Source organism: Butyrivibrio fibrisolvens, from assembly GCF_023206215.1.
In the GTDB taxonomy this organism is placed as follows: domain Bacteria; phylum Bacillota; class Clostridia; order Lachnospirales; family Lachnospiraceae; genus Butyrivibrio; species Butyrivibrio fibrisolvens_C.
In genome coordinates, this window is sequence record NZ_CP065801.1 from 1 (window position 1) to 16516 (window position 16516).

Annotated in this window: 17 protein-coding genes and 8 pseudogenes; 1 reads left to right on the forward strand and 24 read right to left on the reverse strand. The window is 39.4% G+C overall.

Features of this window, described 5'->3' with window-relative positions:
* Window positions 1–28: 28 nt before the first annotated feature.
* From I7804_RS17275 to I7804_RS17310, 7 genes and pseudogenes are all read right to left on the reverse strand, one after another.
* Window positions 29–436, reverse strand: a complete 408-nt coding sequence (locus tag I7804_RS17275) for a hypothetical protein (RefSeq protein ID WP_248406122.1) — start codon at window positions 434–436, stop codon at window positions 29–31.
* Window positions 385–680, reverse strand: a pseudogene (locus tag I7804_RS17280) (NAD-dependent epimerase/dehydratase family protein). Before I7804_RS17280 ends, I7804_RS17275 begins: the two are co-directional and overlap by 52 nt.
* Before the next feature lie 725 nt (window positions 681–1405).
* A pseudogene (locus tag I7804_RS19315) lies at window positions 1406–2355 on the reverse strand (L-lactate dehydrogenase).
* An 81-nt stretch (window positions 2356–2436) separates the two neighbouring features.
* Window positions 2437–3200 (reverse strand): annotated as a pseudogene (locus I7804_RS19445) (ATP-binding protein).
* Window positions 3201–3858: 658 nt separating this feature from the next.
* Window positions 3859–3999, reverse strand: a pseudogene (locus tag I7804_RS17300) (L-2-amino-thiazoline-4-carboxylic acid hydrolase); the annotation flags it as partial.
* 96 nt (window positions 4000–4095) lie between these two features.
* Window positions 4096–4326: a hypothetical protein gene (locus I7804_RS17305; protein ID WP_248406126.1), complete on the reverse strand. Its 231-nt coding sequence runs from the start codon at window positions 4324–4326 to the stop codon at window positions 4096–4098.
* The gene (locus I7804_RS17310) at window positions 4323–5096 is read right to left on the reverse strand and encodes an alpha/beta hydrolase (RefSeq protein WP_248406127.1); all 774 of its coding nucleotides are present in this window, start codon (window positions 5094–5096) and stop codon (window positions 4323–4325) included. The genes I7804_RS17305 and I7804_RS17310 overlap by 4 nt, the downstream gene beginning before the upstream one ends.
* A gap of 166 nt (window positions 5097–5262) precedes the next feature.
* On the opposite strand from I7804_RS17310, the gene I7804_RS17315 reads away from it, so the two are divergent.
* The gene (locus I7804_RS17315) at window positions 5263–5727 is read left to right on the forward strand and encodes a TetR/AcrR family transcriptional regulator (protein WP_248406128.1); all 465 of its coding nucleotides are present in this window, start codon (window positions 5263–5265) and stop codon (window positions 5725–5727) included.
* Window positions 5728–5807: 80 nt separating this feature from the next.
* On the opposite strand, the gene I7804_RS17320 is transcribed toward I7804_RS17315, so the two are convergent.
* From I7804_RS17320 to I7804_RS17390, 17 genes and pseudogenes are all read right to left on the reverse strand, one after another.
* Complete coding sequence (locus I7804_RS17320; protein ID WP_248406129.1) at window positions 5808–6317, reverse strand: hypothetical protein; 510 nt, start codon at window positions 6315–6317, stop codon at window positions 5808–5810.
* A gap of 206 nt (window positions 6318–6523) precedes the next feature.
* A complete protein-coding gene (locus I7804_RS17325) occupies window positions 6524–7360 on the reverse strand; it encodes a TipC family immunity protein (protein WP_248406130.1) in 837 nt (278 codons plus the stop codon).
* A gap of 107 nt (window positions 7361–7467) precedes the next feature.
* Window positions 7468–7590 carry a hypothetical protein gene (locus I7804_RS18995; RefSeq protein ID WP_282570537.1) on the reverse strand — a complete coding sequence of 41 codons (123 nt, stop codon included), beginning with the start codon at window positions 7588–7590 and terminating at the stop codon, window positions 7468–7470.
* A 126-nt stretch (window positions 7591–7716) separates the two neighbouring features.
* Window positions 7717–7941, reverse strand: a complete 225-nt coding sequence (locus I7804_RS19320; RefSeq protein ID WP_334303708.1) for a TraX family protein — start codon at window positions 7939–7941, stop codon at window positions 7717–7719.
* Window positions 7942–8376: 435 nt separating this feature from the next.
* Window positions 8377–8601, reverse strand: coding sequence for a hypothetical protein (locus I7804_RS17335; RefSeq protein ID WP_248406131.1), 225 nt, complete (start codon window positions 8599–8601; stop codon window positions 8377–8379).
* 95 nt (window positions 8602–8696) lie between these two features.
* A complete protein-coding gene (locus tag I7804_RS19450; protein WP_331477906.1) occupies window positions 8697–8870 on the reverse strand; it encodes a hypothetical protein in 174 nt (57 codons plus the stop codon).
* Between the two features lie 84 nt (window positions 8871–8954).
* Window positions 8955–9455, reverse strand: a complete 501-nt coding sequence (locus I7804_RS17340; protein WP_331477907.1) for a class I SAM-dependent methyltransferase — start codon at window positions 9453–9455, stop codon at window positions 8955–8957.
* A 116-nt stretch (window positions 9456–9571) separates the two neighbouring features.
* Window positions 9572–9811: a hypothetical protein gene (locus I7804_RS19325; protein ID WP_334303709.1), complete on the reverse strand. Its 240-nt coding sequence runs from the start codon at window positions 9809–9811 to the stop codon at window positions 9572–9574.
* A 125-nt stretch (window positions 9812–9936) separates the two neighbouring features.
* A pseudogene (locus I7804_RS17350) lies at window positions 9937–10681 on the reverse strand (GNAT family N-acetyltransferase).
* Window positions 10682–10802: 121 nt separating this feature from the next.
* A pseudogene (locus tag I7804_RS17355) lies at window positions 10803–11722 on the reverse strand (radical SAM mobile pair protein B).
* Window positions 11698–12394, reverse strand: a pseudogene (locus I7804_RS19330) (radical SAM mobile pair protein A). The pseudogenes I7804_RS17355 and I7804_RS19330 overlap by 25 nt, the downstream one beginning before the upstream one ends.
* Window positions 12391–12830 (reverse strand): annotated as a pseudogene (locus I7804_RS17365) (radical SAM mobile pair system MarR family transcriptional regulator). The pseudogenes I7804_RS19330 and I7804_RS17365 overlap by 4 nt, the downstream one beginning before the upstream one ends.
* A 141-nt stretch (window positions 12831–12971) precedes the next feature.
* The gene (locus I7804_RS17370) at window positions 12972–13778 is read right to left on the reverse strand and encodes a hypothetical protein (protein WP_248406132.1); all 807 of its coding nucleotides are present in this window, start codon (window positions 13776–13778) and stop codon (window positions 12972–12974) included.
* A 176-nt stretch (window positions 13779–13954) separates the two neighbouring features.
* The gene (locus I7804_RS17375) at window positions 13955–14179 is read right to left on the reverse strand and encodes a hypothetical protein (protein WP_248406133.1); all 225 of its coding nucleotides are present in this window, start codon (window positions 14177–14179) and stop codon (window positions 13955–13957) included.
* A 38-nt stretch (window positions 14180–14217) separates the two neighbouring features.
* On the reverse strand, window positions 14218–15408 hold the full coding sequence (locus tag I7804_RS17380; protein ID WP_248406134.1) for a winged helix-turn-helix domain-containing protein: 1191 nt from the start codon (window positions 15406–15408) through the stop codon (window positions 14218–14220).
* A 190-nt stretch (window positions 15409–15598) separates the two neighbouring features.
* Entirely contained in the window at window positions 15599–15907 is a 309-nt protein-coding gene (locus I7804_RS17385; protein WP_022759445.1) for a DUF6434 domain-containing protein, read from the reverse strand.
* Window positions 15908–15953: 46 nt separating this feature from the next.
* On the reverse strand, window positions 15954–16115 hold the full coding sequence (locus tag I7804_RS17390; protein WP_248406107.1) for a hypothetical protein: 162 nt from the start codon (window positions 16113–16115) through the stop codon (window positions 15954–15956).
* Window positions 16116–16516: the final 401 nt, after the last annotated feature.

Here is a 16516-nt window from a genome sequence, read left to right on the forward strand (position 1 = left end):
CAAAGCGGTTGTTTCGCGCAAAGTTACTCTAAAACGGAAAGTTGTATGAGCTTTTTCTCCATCTTTTTGGCTTTTTCTCTCCAAGTATCTTTGCAATGAAGTTTGCTGCTGATGCTAGGTAAAAGAACTTCATCTGTTTACATCCGCTCTCCTCTGAAACAAACTTCTTAAAATCTGTTAAAGCTGACTGAGCCATTCCCAGAATGTAGCACTCTCCTTTTCCCTTATCCGCTGCTCCAATGAGTCCGTCAGCCAGATTTACATCACACAGATTAAAGCTTCTTGTCAATTCCGGTGGGCATCTCACCATTGATGATATCAACCAGAGTCTTTGTGGTCTCACCATTGCAAAGTCCTCAGGTCCGAGGATTCCTGAAGGGTGAACTACACATGCATTGCCCCCTTCCTTGCAGCCTTGCACCACATTTGTTGCCATGCAGCCTTTGACAATGAGTAGCAGCCTTTGATTCTCTCAGGATCAAGTGGGATTGAACCTTCACACTCTCTTATGGTTCCTTTTTCTTCCTCAGGTATTGCTCCTGTTGATGAGCAATAGACAAGCTTTGATACTTTGTGCTCTTTGCACATCTCATGATGTTTTCTGTTCCACTGACATTTACATCCATGACTTTCTGACTGTAATCAGGATTTACTGTTACGATGCTTGCTATGTGGAGCACAATTACTTCCGTATCTTCAGGCGTCTCAAAGAATCTCTCCAGGTCATCTTTACAAGATCGTATACGGTTCTACTTCTTCCGGAAGATATGCGGCTGACTTATCACCTTCAAGGACAAATGCCCTTTACGCGTTTCTTTCAACAAGCTTTCTCAGACTGTGCTTCAAGAAATCCTGCTGCTCTGTTACCAAAGATACATCTTATTTGTTTGACTCATTTATCTTTACCTCTCTTATTTTCAATTTGTTTTCTTGCTCTCTGTTTTGAGCTTGAAGTCATTATAGAAAAATGAGCCTGCAAAAGAACAACACTTTTTACAAAATGTGTTGATTTAAGGATCCACAGGTCCCGACACGTTTGTAAAAAGTGTTGATTTATAAGTCCGATATACTGTTTTTACTGCTCTATGGCTTGATGATACACTTCTGTATAACGCTTATGATCTCATCTTTGGATCAACCTCGTACCCACTCAGTGACAACTCCGATCCTTCCAAAAGCCGTACTTCCTCCTTGAAATCATTCAGAGGACATCTTGTAAAATAATAATAGCTACCGTCTTTATGTTTCGAATTATCAAAATTAAAATCGGGTTTTATCCCTATACTGCGGATGTGCATCTGCCCAATCCTGCAGGTATCTCTTCCCCTGAGCACTCATATGTATAATCCCTGTTGAACCATATCTGGCCGTAATATCCAAAAGATGTTCCGAGTAGGGCATATACTCAAAGCGATTCATTAATTACTGCTTTCAGAGTTTCAGATGACTTCAGTAATGCCTCTTTTTCCTGCTCACTAAGTCCCCGATCGGCACAGAACCTTCAACTCCACCTCTTCCGATAATTACAGGCATGCTGAGCGCCACTCCATCAATACCGTTTTCACCATGCTGCATGCTCGATATAGGCAGAACTGATTTTTCATCACGTATTATAGCCTCACGAGATACGTCTTACACTCATGGCAATTCCATAATAGGTCGCGCCTTTTTCTCAATGATCTCATAGGCACTGTTCTTAACATTTTCAGCAATCTCTTTCATGGCTTTTTCATGTTCAGTGACCTCTCATCTCACAGAAATCATGAATTGGAATCCCTGGGAGACATTTGCACTGCTCCATGCTGCAATCTCACTGTCCCCATGCTCACCTATGATAAACGCATGCACTGAACGGCTGTCCACACTCAGGTGTTCGCCAAGAAGATATTTGAATCTTGCTGTATCAAGGACCGTTCCTGAGCCAAACACCCTGTTCTCAGGGAAACCGCTGAACTTGACTGCGGCATACGTAAAAATATCAACAGGATTCGCCACGATAAGAAGTATTCCTTCTTTGTTATACTTTGCAATCTCAGGAATAATAGACTTAAAGATACCTACATTCTTTTTAACGAGATCAAGCCTGGTCTCCCCGGTTTCTGTCCGCACCTGCCGTAACAACTACAACAGCAGCATCGCCTGCATCTTTATAATCACCGGCATATATCTGCATTGGCTTTGCAAAAGGAAGTCCATGGCTGATATCAAAGAGCTTCCCCCCTCAGCCTTCTCTTTATTTACATCTATCAGCACCATCTCGGAAAAAAGCCCGCTTTCCATAAGGGCAAATGCTGATGCTGAACCAACAAATCCACAACCTACTACTGCTACTTTTCTTTCGTTTAATGTTGCCATAGTGTGCCTCCTTATCTTTCACTATATTAAGTATAAGCTCTCTTCCCTGAGGCTTTCGCAAAAAAATGTTTATTGGGAAATTTAATCAATTACCTCACCGTTACGTGAGATAGTTACAACCTGCCAGGGAAGGAACTTTCCACTGTTCTTTATTACCTCCTCTGCGGCTCTGCAGGCCTCCGCAGCATGGAACTTCCATCCTTACTATGGTCACGCCGGCGATATCATTATTTGATATAATTTCCGTCAGTTTTTCTGTGTAATCTCCCTCATCCAGTTTTGGGCATCCTATCATTGTAACCTTACCCTTCATAAACTCTTCGTGCATGTTTGCATAGGCGTATGCTGTGCAGTCAGCTGCTATGAGGAGCTTGGCCCGTTATAAAAATCCGCCTGTGTTGGAAGTAGTTTTATCATGGCAAGGCCACTGCATCAGTCTTGAGGGATGTGAGCTCATTCTTGAAATCATGTCCTGACTGATCATTGTCTTCCTGATTGCTTCTCTTAAGCGTCATAAATTTTGACCCTGGGCATCCATGTCCAGCATGTTGTTCCATTTCATTCATCATCTTGTTCTCGCACTGATGCATATCTTTTACCATTCCTTTCTTTTCCTGCGCTTCCTTTACCCTTACTTCATCATAAGCAGGCGCTTCCCTTTCTTCAAAAGAAATCGCTCCCATAGGGCATCCCGGCAAACAGTCCCCAAATCCATCACAGAAGTTCTCTCTTACCAGTTTTGCTTTTCCATTCACAATATCAATAGCCCCTTCCGTGGCATGCACTGGCACAAATACACAGCCATTGCACTTTTCTTCGTCGATCTTTATTATCTTTCTTACCATCTTTAAACCTCTCTGTTCTTTTTGCTTTATCCTTGTTCTGATGGTGTCAGTATAATATACTATCCTCAACAAGTATGTTGTTTAAACCACATTTTGGAGAAATTATTTAAAAAATCGTAACCACGCCAGAAACGCAGCTACCCGCCATCTCAAAAATCTTTATCAATATATACTTCTCTTCAGAGTATCCGTCCGGTATATGATTTGCCGGATTATCTTTTCTCTCAAGCGGTTCCCTGATTGGTTCTCCTGCCCTCGGTGAATATCAATATCAGGCCTCCGGTTATCGTTATCTTCCCTAAAGTCATACTTATACATGAAGTTCCGCACAGCCTCATTTTCAATGAGCCAGTGGAGCTGGTTGATCTTTCTCATACTCCTACCGGCCACTCAGAGCCAGCATCTAAATCATTCTCCGTAAGCCAGTCATCTTCAACTGTCACAAAACTTCTCATTTGCATTATCCACAAAGAGTAACTGATACCTTAGGTTTCTGTCCTGGCTGTAATTCCTCGCAGCCATAATCTCCATCAAATATCCATATCTTCCACATAAGCCTCAGTCCAAATCCTCCACATCAATCATCTTTATTGAAGTTTCACTAACCATCTGCGCAAATACTCTTTTACCATCTGTAATTTTCCTATGTCTATAGGCCTTATAACGACTTAGTAAGTCTATAGTCGCAGCAATCGTCACCTTCCGCTACTGATTTTGTCCTCTTATAATTAACTCCTCTAAAGCCGTTCATGTATTCTTTATCCATACAGCAGATCATCTGGACAGCTTCCGGAGTACCAAGTTCTAAAGCCTTATCATAAAGAGGGTAGCATTACTACATCCATAAAGCACTTTTCTTTAGTAATTTCAAGATTTTTATAAAAGCGTTAATCATTTATTTTGTCTTATTATCAATAAAGGCAATCACTCGATCAAAAGCTTCTTTGGCAGTCGAATCCACTCGTTCAGCTGCAACGAAGCAGTGCTGCTTTTCTTCACCTTTTTCTGCTAAAGGATCTATCAAAACATTTTCTACAGCAACTGCATCAAACTGATCATGCATCACATTCATATCGTGACGATACTCACTTCCAAGCATAATAGCTGGAGGATAATCTGCTGTCATATATGGGATGCAGTCATATCGTTCCAACTCACTTTTTGCTCAAAGAAAATTGATCCTTTGACATAATTTCCAACCAGGATTTTGCACGCAAGTGAAAAATCTTCGTATATGAGAGGAGCATCATCTACAACTATTGCGCTAATCTGCTCTTTTTTCAGAACAGGCTCTATTCCAAGGAGTTTTGCATATTCAGGATTGCTTACCGCAGTTCCTATCTGAGAAACCATGATTGCTCCTGCAGATGATCCCATCAGAACAATTTTATCTGTATTCAAATGATACTCTTCACCATGCTCCATGATATATGCAAATGCCTGATTTGCCTGAATCAGAGGATCCGGAAAATGTCCTTCGGGAACCAACACATAATCCACATTTACTATGTTATACCCCTTTGCACAAAGATCATCGATAAGATAAGTCGCTTCACTGGCTGCAAGCGGATCACCCATGTTCTTGCTCCCTGCAAAAAAGCCTCCACCATGAAAGTAAAACAATGTTGGTCTGTCCGCTTCAAAATCATCATCCGGATAAGTTATATCTAAAAAGCTGTTAGGGTAATCGCTTCCATAATTGATCTCACTGATAAGATACTGCCCATTTTCCTTTTCCCCATTGACCGGATCATACAAGGGTTCATAAGAATTGAGAGGTTTGCCATTAACCATAGCTCCCTTCTGGATAATATCAATGACTATCTGTGTATGTGTGGCAAGATAAAAGGCTCCTCCTACGATACTAAATGCAAAAACTGCAAAAACTATCAGCAATATATTTAGCCCTTTATGCTTCTTTTGCCTTCTTCAAATCGTCCATTTATATCACCTCTTTGACTTTTGAAAACAAACATGTTACTTTATGGGTACAATTGTACCTCATGTTTTCATTCGGTCAATATCCCAATAAAAAAAGGTACAAAGGAGGACTATTTGTACCATGAAAGAATCAACCAAATATGTTATGGATAAAATCACCTTTTCCCTCATTGAGCTAATGAGGAAAACACCTCTAGGCAATATATCCATTTGTGCCATCATAGAAAATGCAGAGGTAAGCCGTAACTCATTTTACCGCCATTTTCAGGATAAAGATGATATACTCCGATATTACATTTCTTCAGAAACAGAACAGTGGCTGGAACAAACAGGTATAAATTATCTGAATGTTCCATCTCCACAGGAGTATATCGTTTTTCTTTTGAAGCATCTTTACGAATATCGGGATATCATCGATCTTCTTATCCGTGATAATAAGATGAACCTTCTGGAAGAAGAATTTGACAGGCGTTTTAATGCCATTCTATCCAGCATTACTGATCCATGGCATATAGCCTTTACTATTGGCGGCTTCTATAAGCTCTTTTGCTACTGGGCAAAAACCGGATATGAAAAAGACACCTGAAGAAATTGCAGCCTATATTAAGTAATCTTTGTTCACATGTGACAAAGCTGCTGTATAGCGCTTAGCAAAGTATAACCAATTCATGCACCCATTCCATCATTTATATATGCACTGTCAACACCTGTAATCTCCGTATCCCTATCGCATCTGATTCCATATATTTCTGTGAATTGTGATAAATCCATCTGTTTAATCTGTGTTCCTTTAATATCCAGATAGCCAAGTTCAGTGTTATTAGTTAAATCGATGTCCTTTATACCTGCACAATTGCTACATGACAGATGTCTAAGCTTACTATTTTGTGAAAAGTCTGTATCACTTATATCTGTATCTGAAATATCAAGATACATGAGATTTTTATTATTACTGACATCAATCTCGTTTATCCGGCTCCCTGCGCAAATAAACGTTTCCAGATTTGGCAAATCAGATAATTCTACCCTTGTTATGGCTGATTTACTGCAATCCAGGTATTCAATAGATTTATTTGATGAAAGATTGATTGCGCTTATTTCTGTGTTCTGAAATACGAGTTCGGTTAATTTCTTATTCTCTGACAGATTCAGTCCTGTTATTTTGGTCTCGAACACTTTAACTTCTGCAAATTGACGTTATGTGTGACAAATCAAGTTTTTCTATCGCTGTATCGTTGCAATAGAGTTTTTCAAGCAACTCATTTTTTGACAGATCAATGTCTTTGACCGACGAACCACAACAATCAAGATACTTTAATTCAGTAAGGTATTCTATCCCCGCAAGACTCGCCATATTTCTACATCCCTGGTCACAATTAATCTTATAGTCTTTCAGCAAGGCCGATCTCATCACCTGACAATATGTTATTTTTATCCATATCGAATTTTTCTTTCAGATAATTTCTGAAACACTCGTCAGGAAAGTATTCTTCATTAAGCGGAATACTTTTATGATTTTCAGAATCCACTTTTTCTGACAGATGATTATCTATCAGATCATCATCTGTCACCTTATAATCACCATAATTATCAATACTATAAGTAGTCTTATCATTATAAATAACCCAGTCCTTCAGTATCTTATCATAGATAAACCAATGCTTTTTCTTTTTGAGATCTTCTTCGGATATTCCATTGCTTTTAAACCAGTCCATTATCTCTGCTTCACTGTAGTCAATATCATTGCCATCTTCACCGTATAACACCTTACCATTTTCAATCTTATACAGATGTATTTTGTCGAATGAGAGTGTGGAATCTGCCAGATCATATCTGAAGTACATGTAATACCTGCCATTATCATATTCTTCACATAATTCAAATGATATATACCTTGGTTTTTGGTAATAATATATGACTATATCCTGATTTGGATCCAACTCATCATCTCTGTATTCGGAGGTGATTAATCCATATTCATGTAAATTGCGGTATTCTCTTTCAGGATCTTCATATTTAAATTGAGGCAACTTATCATATACAGTCTCCTCTGCTTTAAAAGTAGCAAATACAGGTTCTATTTTATGCTGTCTTTCATAGTACATTTCATCGAATATATTGCTTTTTGTTTTCTGTGCAGGCATGAACAATTTTGCTGCAAAAATAAAACATACCACTATTACTGCGGTTACAATTATGTGTATAGTCTTCCTTTGCATATCTTTCGCCTTCCTTATCCTTCAGTTTTTTCTATATGTTCATGACCTGTAAGACTTATACTTCAACATCATTAAATGAAATAAACAATAACCTCCTCATGCGTAACTTATTTTTCCCTAATGATATTGTTACAGCCTGTTATGAATTCCTGCAGATCATCATAATACTCTTTGCTGTTTGCGCCATCTGAAGTGTCATAATCCTTAAGTGTAAAGTATTTTGCATACATATCAGCTATGTTTATCGCACTAATACTGTGTTCAACGCTTAATATTGTATCACACATGCTCCATATATAAAAATAGAGGGCTGTCGCTTAGATAAGTTCTAGAGGTACTGTAAGTTGATAAGGCATTTAGAAGATTGTTGATATGTTGCCATGCAACAAAATCCGGACAATTCCTATAACAAACAAGTGTACCGGATAGTAGAAATAAAACAGCCACTTCATGCCCTTCCACTCACCACGCTTTCCGTTATATTTTGCCAAAATCGGAATCGTGAGGAAAGTAAACATCTGAAGTATTCCATAAGGCTTATCAAAAACAGAAAATATACCGAGGCATAGATTGCTGACCATAACACAATATCTCGTGCCTGTGCCTTAAAGTTTCCTCTATGAAGATACAGATAAAAAGGACACATCGCAGCTATGCTTGACCAATCTGATTAGAATTTAATCCCGTTTTTAGTCTCCATTTTTTAACCTCATGTCGCGAGCAAAGCGAGTGATTTAATGGTTCAAATTGATGGAGCTCGCGTCATCAATTTGGGTTTGAAAATGGAACATTTTCAAACTTCAGTCCTTCCAATTCGTTGGTACTATTTTTGCACCATTCAAGAAGCATAGTTTCAAAGGATTTCCAAATATTGCATCTTTACGACATTTTCATTAAAAATATAAATGCCTTGTGTGATAAATCTGCTATAGGATTATAATGGAAAATCATAATAAAACATATACCCAAGGCAATGGTATAACTAACCAATATAGGCCATATCTTATACGTTAATTTTATTTTTTATTCAATAAATCTATAATCAACGGAATAATCATTATGATTGCAAAAATAGCGCTAACTATATTATTTATTAACCTTCCCGCTTCTGTATAACATACTGCGTTCATAGTACCATCGCCAAAATCTACCGAAAGTGAAGGTTCCTGAAGATTAAATCCATAAAAAAAAGATATAAATATAAAACCATAAATAATAAATAATAATAATTTCTTTCTCATCATGTCCTCTGGCAATTTGAAGTTATCAAGCTTTTCGCTTATAGAAGAGCCCTACAAATATCGATTAAAACTTCCTTTATACTAACAGCCCCAGACTACCTACCAACTTTCTTAATGGCACGCATAGCTAAAAATGTAGGTATGCTAAGTTCATGAAGACGCCCTTCTCCGTTGGTATCTTCATACAGATCAAGAAGAGTAAATCCTGCTTCAAGCTGCCCACCAATCTGTTCTTCAAGAGAATGTGAAAAACTGCATTCCGCAATCAACTTCTTCTAACTGTTTTCTTTGCTCTTCATTGGTCAGTGGGTCAAAAGGAAGGCTGTTCACAATCTCTTTTTCCTCATCATCGACTATGTAGTTAATGTAGTGATCAACTCAGAAAGTAGTATTCCTCCTGCCTTTAAGACTCTGAAGCACTCTTTCCAAATTGGTTTTACCTCTTTAACATAACAATTAGATACAGGATGGAAAATCAGATCGAACTCCCCATCCTCAAAAGGCAATCTCTTAGTCATATCGCCTCTGATAATCCGAATGTTATAGCCTTCGCGCTGCGCCACAATTCTTTCACTTTCTATCTGCTTCTCTGAATAGTCCAATACTGTGCATTCAGCACCCAACGCTGCAAAAATAGGCATCTGCTGACCTCCGCCGCTTGCAAGTCCAAGTATTTTCTTGCCCTTTAGTTTTCCAAACCAATCGTGTGGCACAAATTTAGTTGGTGTAAGCTTAACGTCCCATTTTCCATTTATAGCATTTACATATTCTTCATGGCTAAGCGGTATTCCCCATTCCCAGCCTTCTTCAATCCATCTATCGATGGTTTCTGCATTTATATCCTGATAATTCATATATACCTCTTTCTACCTGATATTCATTTGTAAGTTTTACTGTAATAGAACCTTCTTACAAAACTCAATTATTTCTTGTTTCCTGGGTTCTACATTCTCTTTATACTCAATTGATGTTAGGCCAAGATGACCTGCGCACTCAATATGCAAATGACCATAGAAATGCTCAATGCTCTGAATAATCCTGTCGCACTCATGCATGCCTTGTTCTGTTCTAAGAGCAACTGAGTATCCCTTTTGCCTTCTTTGATTGAAGCATGCGGTTCATGTGTATCGCACCAAGGCGTGCATCTGTCGATAAATGCCTTGTACTGTCCTGGAATATCAGCCCAGTAGGAGGGTGATACAGATACGATGACATCTGCATTTCTTTGATGATACTATATTGAAGCGCAAGAAAAAAGAGGTTCTCACGAATTACTATCGTAAAAACCTCTCTGCGACTCTTTTCTGACATGAATCACGCATCAACTATGTATTATTACTTCCCAATCAGCTTAAGGAATTTCTTATCATTCATCTGCTCGTTGGTCACGTACTCGCCATCACAGAAGAAAGAATATGTTGTGATAGGAGTAGGTGCGTTCTGAGCTTCATCTCTGCTCTGGATCTTAATTGCTTTGAATGGAATGCTGTTCTTCTTGGCGGTTTCTTCCAAGACAGGAACATACTTAGCATTGAATGGACACTGGTTTGTGTAATAAAGCACATAGCCTTTTCATCTATGTGTGGATGCTTGGCACATTCCTTAAAAGCTGGCTTGCCAGCCTTCTTATCAAATGGCAGGTACCAAAGCTGAATACCATTATCAGCTTCATCGCATACTTCAAAGCCTTTATATTTCAAGAACTTAGGATCCGCAAGGAATGGCTTTTTCTTGGCTGAAGAAAGAATGCAAAGACCTTTCCTACCCTTTTCCTTACTGTCAGCAATACAGGCATCCAGAAGCTCTGTGGAATAGCCATGTCCTTTAAAAGAGCCAGAAACCCACAGGCAATCTATGTACATATAACCATCAGCCTCAATAGGGACCCATGCACTCTCAGCAGGAATGTACTCAATAAAGCACTTGCCACGCTCTGCGCTCTTAAAAAAACAAGTCCTTCGTCAAATCTGTCTGCAAGCCAGGCTTTCTTTGATGAAACCTGAACATCTTTATTATTGGATATAGCGCAGCAAATGTGCTCTTCCTCTAAATTGTCCTTGGTAACTCTAATATATTCCATGATTAACCTCATGTCGCGAGTGAAACGAGTGACTAATGGTTCAAATTGATGGAGCTCGCGTCATCAATTTGAGTTTGAAAGTGGAACACTTTCAAACTTATTCCTCCAATTTATTCTTCCATCAAGGATTATGTATTACATTTCTCTTTCCACTATTGGCAGTTCCTCTTACTTCTTCGTGGTAAAAGTAATCTACGATTGTTGATGTCCTTTCTACTCTCTCATACGGAGTTTCATTATCAACAAACCTGCAATCATACTTTTTAGCCAGCTCTTCTGCTTTCTTTTCCAGCGCTTCAAAATAGCTGCGGTTCTTTTTGTTATAAATTTCGTCATACAGCGGCACCAGATCCGGATGTTTATCGGAAATGTATTTCATGATATCTGCCTTAAAACCTCCGCGAAGATTCAGATTCTCAAGCCATACAAGGTCACACTGATCTTTTGTCCTGTCTATGATTGCTTCTATATCCGTAATCCCTGGGAACACGGGTGAAATGAAGCAAATTGTACGAATGCCTGCCGCATATACCTCTTTCATTGCAGCAAGCCTTCTTTCTATGCTTACTGCCGCATCCATATCATCTTTAAACTCTTCATCGAGAGTATTGATTGACCATGATACTGTAAGTCTGCTATTTTCATTGATCTCTTTTAGCAGATTCAGATCTCTTAGTACAAGGTCTGACTTTGTGCAGATAAGTATGTCCGCACCACTGTCCTTTAGTTCTTCCAGAAGTCTTCTTGTATTTTTATATGTTTCCTCTAGCGGATTATAACCATCCGTAACTGTTCCAATGATCACCTTCTGGCCGGCATACTTCTTTGGATTCTTTATTTCAGGCCAGTCTTTCACATCCATGAAAGTTCCCCATTCCTCCGTATGCCCTGTAAAGCGTTTCATAAAAGATGCGTAGCAGTATTTACAGGCATGGGGACACCCCACATAGGATTCACCGAATATCCTCCAATAGGAGTATTCGATTTTGTCATTACACTTTTTGTTTCTATATGATTTACTTTGATTTCTGGTTGTTCCATATCCTCTGTTCCTCCAGCACTTTGTTAAAAGCATCCGGCATTTCCTGTATCATTTCTTCTCCCATAATCGGAACAAGATCTTCTTTCCAGAATACAGGAATGTTCAGTTCATGAGCCTGTTCTGTCAATGAATAAGCCCACCGGGATCTGTTTTAACAGTCCTGCTCTTTGCACCTGTCATGGTTCCCACCACAATCCAGTCAATGCCTGTAAGATCAACCTTACCCGGATCATCGAACAAAGGCTCAAAGGTAACATGATATTTTTTTGCCTTTACATTGCTCCGCAGTGCATCAATACGCCATAACTCAGACTTTCTCGTAACTGTAACGCCAAACCATGCATTATCAAGATCTGTTTCAAAAGACAGAAGATCCGGTCGTTTGGTAAGAAAAAGAAACTGGTGCTGAGGATTCTCTGCTATCTTTTTAAAGACTTCCTCTCTCCATTCCTCATGCCAGCCCGAGAGATCGCTCATGCCGGTCAGCAGAAAATTCTGCGGCTTTTTTCTTTCCATCATACGAAGCTTTCCTTGAAAAAACTGTGGTTTTTCAAAATCATCTATGATGTGATAACGCCTCGTATTGTTTCTGGCATAGCAGTACGGACATCCAACAGTGCACCTATAACAAGATTCATGTTCTGAATCTGATCTTTAATACAGATACTCATTTGTCACTCCATTCCTCAAGGTTTACCCTGATGCGGTTAAGATACTCTTCAAACTGAAGAATCTCTTTATCCGTAAAATCACGATAATAAATATTCCCCATCTCATTGGATACGGAGTCATAAGCTTCTTTAAGTTCTTTGGCTTTATCTGTGAGGAACAGAAGAGTTTTTCTCTTATCAGCTTCATCCGTTTTGCGGCTTATCAGTCCGTTTTTTTCCATCCGCTCAAGCATGGTCGTAAGTGAAGTAATTGCAAGTCCGCTTTTCTCGGAAATAATTTTAATAGGAACACCATCTTCCTGCCATAAGACATAAAGAATCCTTCCCTGAGCTCCGTTAAATGCATCAATGTTTTTTTCTGCCAGTATCCTTTCAAATATACGATCACCCAGCTGTTTTTTATTTTTGTAACAAGAAATCCACCATTTGTCTTCATAATTAAATACTCCTATATCGTAGTTTTATACTACGATATAGGAGTATTTTTGTCAAGCACACATATCATAACTTCGGAGATAACTTACTACTGTTATCCTGGAATATAATAAAAGTTGAGAAAACTAATACTATTTCAATTTTACACTGAATGTATCGAGCATATCCTCATCTTCTTGTTAATCGTCAGAACGCCCCACGCCTTCCGGTTTGCAGGAGATGCAGGCGGAATGAATACAGCCTCGCTTATAACGCTACTCTCTACCCTGCCAAGGTTTGTTATACAATGACCGTCACGCTTTTCATAGCCAAACATCTTGCTACCGACAAATCTACCGGCCTTGCTTTCAAAACTCCCAAGAGTCGATATTGCTATGGCATCAAGAAGTTCCGGATCCATATTGAAATAACACGAGAGAACAAGCATTTCCTTATCAGGCTTACTCATGATGCTCCTGACTTCATGATCTACAGCCTTGGCAAGTTCCATGATCTCAGATCTTTTCTTCTTAACCACCACTCCGAAGGCAGTAGCATAGTTTCCAAGAGCACCTTTCTTATAGTTTTTGATTTCATTCCTTATGTCAGAAGCTATGACCACCTTATCCGTACCCTCATTTATCATCATCTTAGCAACAAGATAGTCATTGAGTGATACCCCATTTTTCCTGCATAGATCAAGGAGAGAATCAAGTTCTTCTTCGTCAATCTTCTTTATTTCGCGCTTTATATCCTGTTTTGAATCATGATCACGTTCAAACCTAAGATACTCTTCGTAGCTGACCGTATGCCCTTCACCGCGCCACTTCTTATTGGCATACTTTATAAGCACCTTGCTGATAAACCCAAGGTCGCTGCCGCTCGGAAGGTCATCAAAACTTTCCATAAGCTTCTCATCAACTGGGTGCGGCTTAACATCGTTCACATAAAGATCTGCAAACTCCTGCATCAGCTGAAGAAGTCCTCTTCCGTCACAAAGAAGATGATGAGTTATAAAAAGGACTCTCGTTCCGCTCTCTGAAGGATAAGCAAAGACCTTAAGTAGTGCTTTCTTTTGAACGTTCCACCCGGCAGAAGATACCGCCTCATAATCAGTCTGCCAGTCATCGTTTGCTTTTTTGATTGTTACCGGGATTTCAAGTTGCGATTGTTCCTCATAATATATTCTGGCGCTTCCTGCTCCTCGGCTATCAGACTTCTCATAAGCGGATGAGCTGATTTTAGAACACCAATGCTCTCGATGATCCTGTTCGCATCAAACTCTGCCCCAATCTCCGCCACGATGCCAAAGTGCATATTGGGGCACATGTAGTGCGCCCTTTCCGTATATAAATACTTCTTCTCAGCCAATATCGTCCCCTTTATGCAGATAGATTATTAAGTTCTCCTTACTCTCCCAGTATACAATCATTGAACTTCGCAAAATTCTTTAGTGTACGCTCCAACGCAGCACTAAGCTTTTTCGTCTGACGGATTCCGTCTTCCCACCATAGTCCTTTGACTCTCAAAATTCCCTCTTTGCGATCCGGTATGGCTTCAATACGCCCTACGAACTTATCTCCGTAGAGGATAGGCAATGTGTAATAGCCATATTTCCTTTTCACAGCCGGAGTATATATTTCCCAGGAATACTGAAAATCCCACAAAGCCTTTATAAGCGCTTTGTCCCACATTAGCGGATCAAGCGGAGCTATGAAAGACATTCGGGGCTTAAGATCAGCATCTCCTTGAAGCACCTGCTTCATCAGCTCTTCATCTTCTACGCGGTAATAAAATAGCGGCTTAAAGCCTTCCACAATTACCGGAACTATTTCCCCCTCAGTTGTCAGCCTATCAAGTATCCCTTTACGCTTCTCAGCATTTATGTTTATTCCAAGAAGTGCTGTACTGTTTTTATCCCACAAAAGACCTACCGCACCGATTCTGCGAAGAACACGCCACGTGATAAAATCGTCTTCATTTTTGCATGGATTATCTGCATTCAGAATTTCCTCAGATATATGACTTTTAGCCAAATCATAGTACTTTCGGCTGCCCTTTTTGTGATGTATAACAAGCTCACCGTCTGTATATAACTGCTCCAGTACAGATCTGGCAGCCTGGGACTTTTTATGCCAATTACCACTCCAGTGCATCGAGGAATGCCAGAATATCTCTCCTTCAATAGGCAGAGTATCGCTGGACACAGGACCGTTCTCTTTTATGTAGGAAATAGCCTGTTCCTCTAGTTCAGCCAGGCCTTCAAAGGTATCTCCCAGCTCATTACTACGATCCCTGTAAGAAGAAAAATACGGCCAGTCTTCCGTAGGCCATATGGATAACTCTTTGTCCGCATAGTCCACAAGTTTGCGGTCTTTATACAAAAGATCCTGCAACATAGATTTCTTAAATCCTTTGACTCTGGACTGCAAGGTCAGCTCTGCATTTTTCCTGCAAACATCCACAGGATCATACTGTATGCAGCCTGCCTGACGCACATACTCATATGCTCCATCTTTTCCTATAAACCGATATGTTCCTATCAGTCCCTGTTTTAAAAGGATAAATTGTCTTGCTTGTTCATTAGTAATTGTTTTCATCTATATTCTTTCCCGATATTTGAATCAATAAAGACCATTCGTTCCGAATCAAATTCCAGGTCCGTTCCAACCGGCAAATCATATATAGCTAAAACTGCAGGCTCTATTTAAACAAGCCTGTCAAAATCTACCTACTCCAACGATCCAATCCTCTATATACTTCGCCGATTATTCTGAAATATATTCCGGTTTACTGTTCCAACACTTTAAGATCAGATCTCTCATATTTGTTTTGACCTTTGAGGCTCTTCTTATACTTCCAGCATCTTATAGCATCATCCAGCGAAGCACCTTTGTTATCTGCAAAGAAATCCCTGATATAGGTATTATACTCGAACTGCTTTCCAATAACGGTCTGCCCCTGCTTTGCCGTTCTCTTGATTTCATAATAAGCATCAATGGCATTACCATATGTTTTCCCAGCATTCGCTTTGAGCCATTTTTGAAATGTTACATTGAAAGAAAATGACTCCCCTATTTTGCTCAGAAAAGGTTTCATACCCTTATATCTTAATAGTTGAAACAAATAAAGAAAAGCCTTGTCATCAAGGCCTTTCTATTATAAAATCCATCTTTACGTGATACCTGTACAGTTCATTACCTGGGTGCGGACCGTCAAATTGAAGGATGCGCTTGGTTTCAACATGATAATAGCCTATTCCTGATCCTCTTCCGCCCTCGAACTTTTCGCAGCCACATTGCTTCATAAGTGCCGATATTTGGTCTTCGAATACTTTTCATGTGCTGTCAAGACCATTTATCTGCTTGTTTGTGTAGATATTTGGTCTTTTGCATGATATAAAGATATTACATAGTATATCCTGATAAGGAGATTTATGCGAAGTTAAATGTACTGATTCTGCATATGTTGTGTCTGCAGATTATGAGAAAGAACTTATTAACAAAAAGTCAGTATTTAAAGATATGACAAATACAAAAAACGCGATAAAAATCACCCTTATTTCAGCAAAAGGGACTTCCGGAACAGCGCATATGGGACATATATCAGAAGTGCTTACGCTTGATGATCTCTTCTTGCCGCTATGAGTATATTAAACAGCATAGAAGAAGATAAATATACTAAGCAGCATAGAAAAGGAAAGGAGCG

What these genes read in the sequence shown, in the direction of transcription:
- I7804_RS17275 (WP_248406122.1), bottom strand. Translation starts at nt 436, where the DNA reads ATGGCAACAAATGTGGTGCAAGGCTGCAAGGAAGGGGGCAATGCATGT.
- I7804_RS17305 (WP_248406126.1), bottom strand. Translation starts at nt 4,326, where the DNA reads ATGACAGCAGATTATCCTCCAGCTATTATGCTTGGAAGTGAGTATCGT.
- I7804_RS17315 (WP_248406128.1), top strand. Translation starts at nt 5,263, where the DNA reads ATGAAAGAATCAACCAAATATGTTATGGATAAAATCACCTTTTCCCTC.
- I7804_RS17325 (WP_248406130.1), bottom strand. Translation starts at nt 7,360, where the DNA reads ATGCAAAGGAAGACTATACACATAATTGTAACCGCAGTAATAGTGGTA.
- I7804_RS18995 (WP_282570537.1), bottom strand. Translation starts at nt 7,590, where the DNA reads ATGTATGCAAAATACTTTACACTTAAGGATTATGACACTTCAGATGGC.
- I7804_RS19320 (WP_334303708.1), bottom strand. Translation starts at nt 7,941, where the DNA reads ATGGTCAGCAATCTATGCCTCGGTATATTTTCTGTTTTTGATAAGCCT.
- I7804_RS17335 (WP_248406131.1), bottom strand. Translation starts at nt 8,601, where the DNA reads ATGAGAAAGAAATTATTATTATTTATTATTTATGGTTTTATATTTATA.
- I7804_RS17340 (WP_331477907.1), bottom strand. Translation starts at nt 9,455, where the DNA reads ATGAATTATCAGGATATAAATGCAGAAACCATCGATAGATGGATTGAA.
- I7804_RS17370 (WP_248406132.1), bottom strand. Translation starts at nt 13,778, where the DNA reads ATGCAGGAGTTTGCAGATCTTTATGTGAACGATGTTAAGCCGCACCCA.
- I7804_RS17380 (WP_248406134.1), bottom strand. Translation starts at nt 15,408, where the DNA reads ATGAAAACAATTACTAATGAACAAGCAAGACAATTTATCCTTTTAAAA.
- I7804_RS17385 (WP_022759445.1), bottom strand. Translation starts at nt 15,907, where the DNA reads ATGAAACCTTTTCTGAGCAAAATAGGGGAGTCATTTTCTTTCAATGTA.
- I7804_RS17390 (WP_248406107.1), bottom strand. Translation starts at nt 16,115, where the DNA reads ATGAAGCAATGTGGCTGCGAAAAGTTCGAGGGCGGAAGAGGATCAGGA.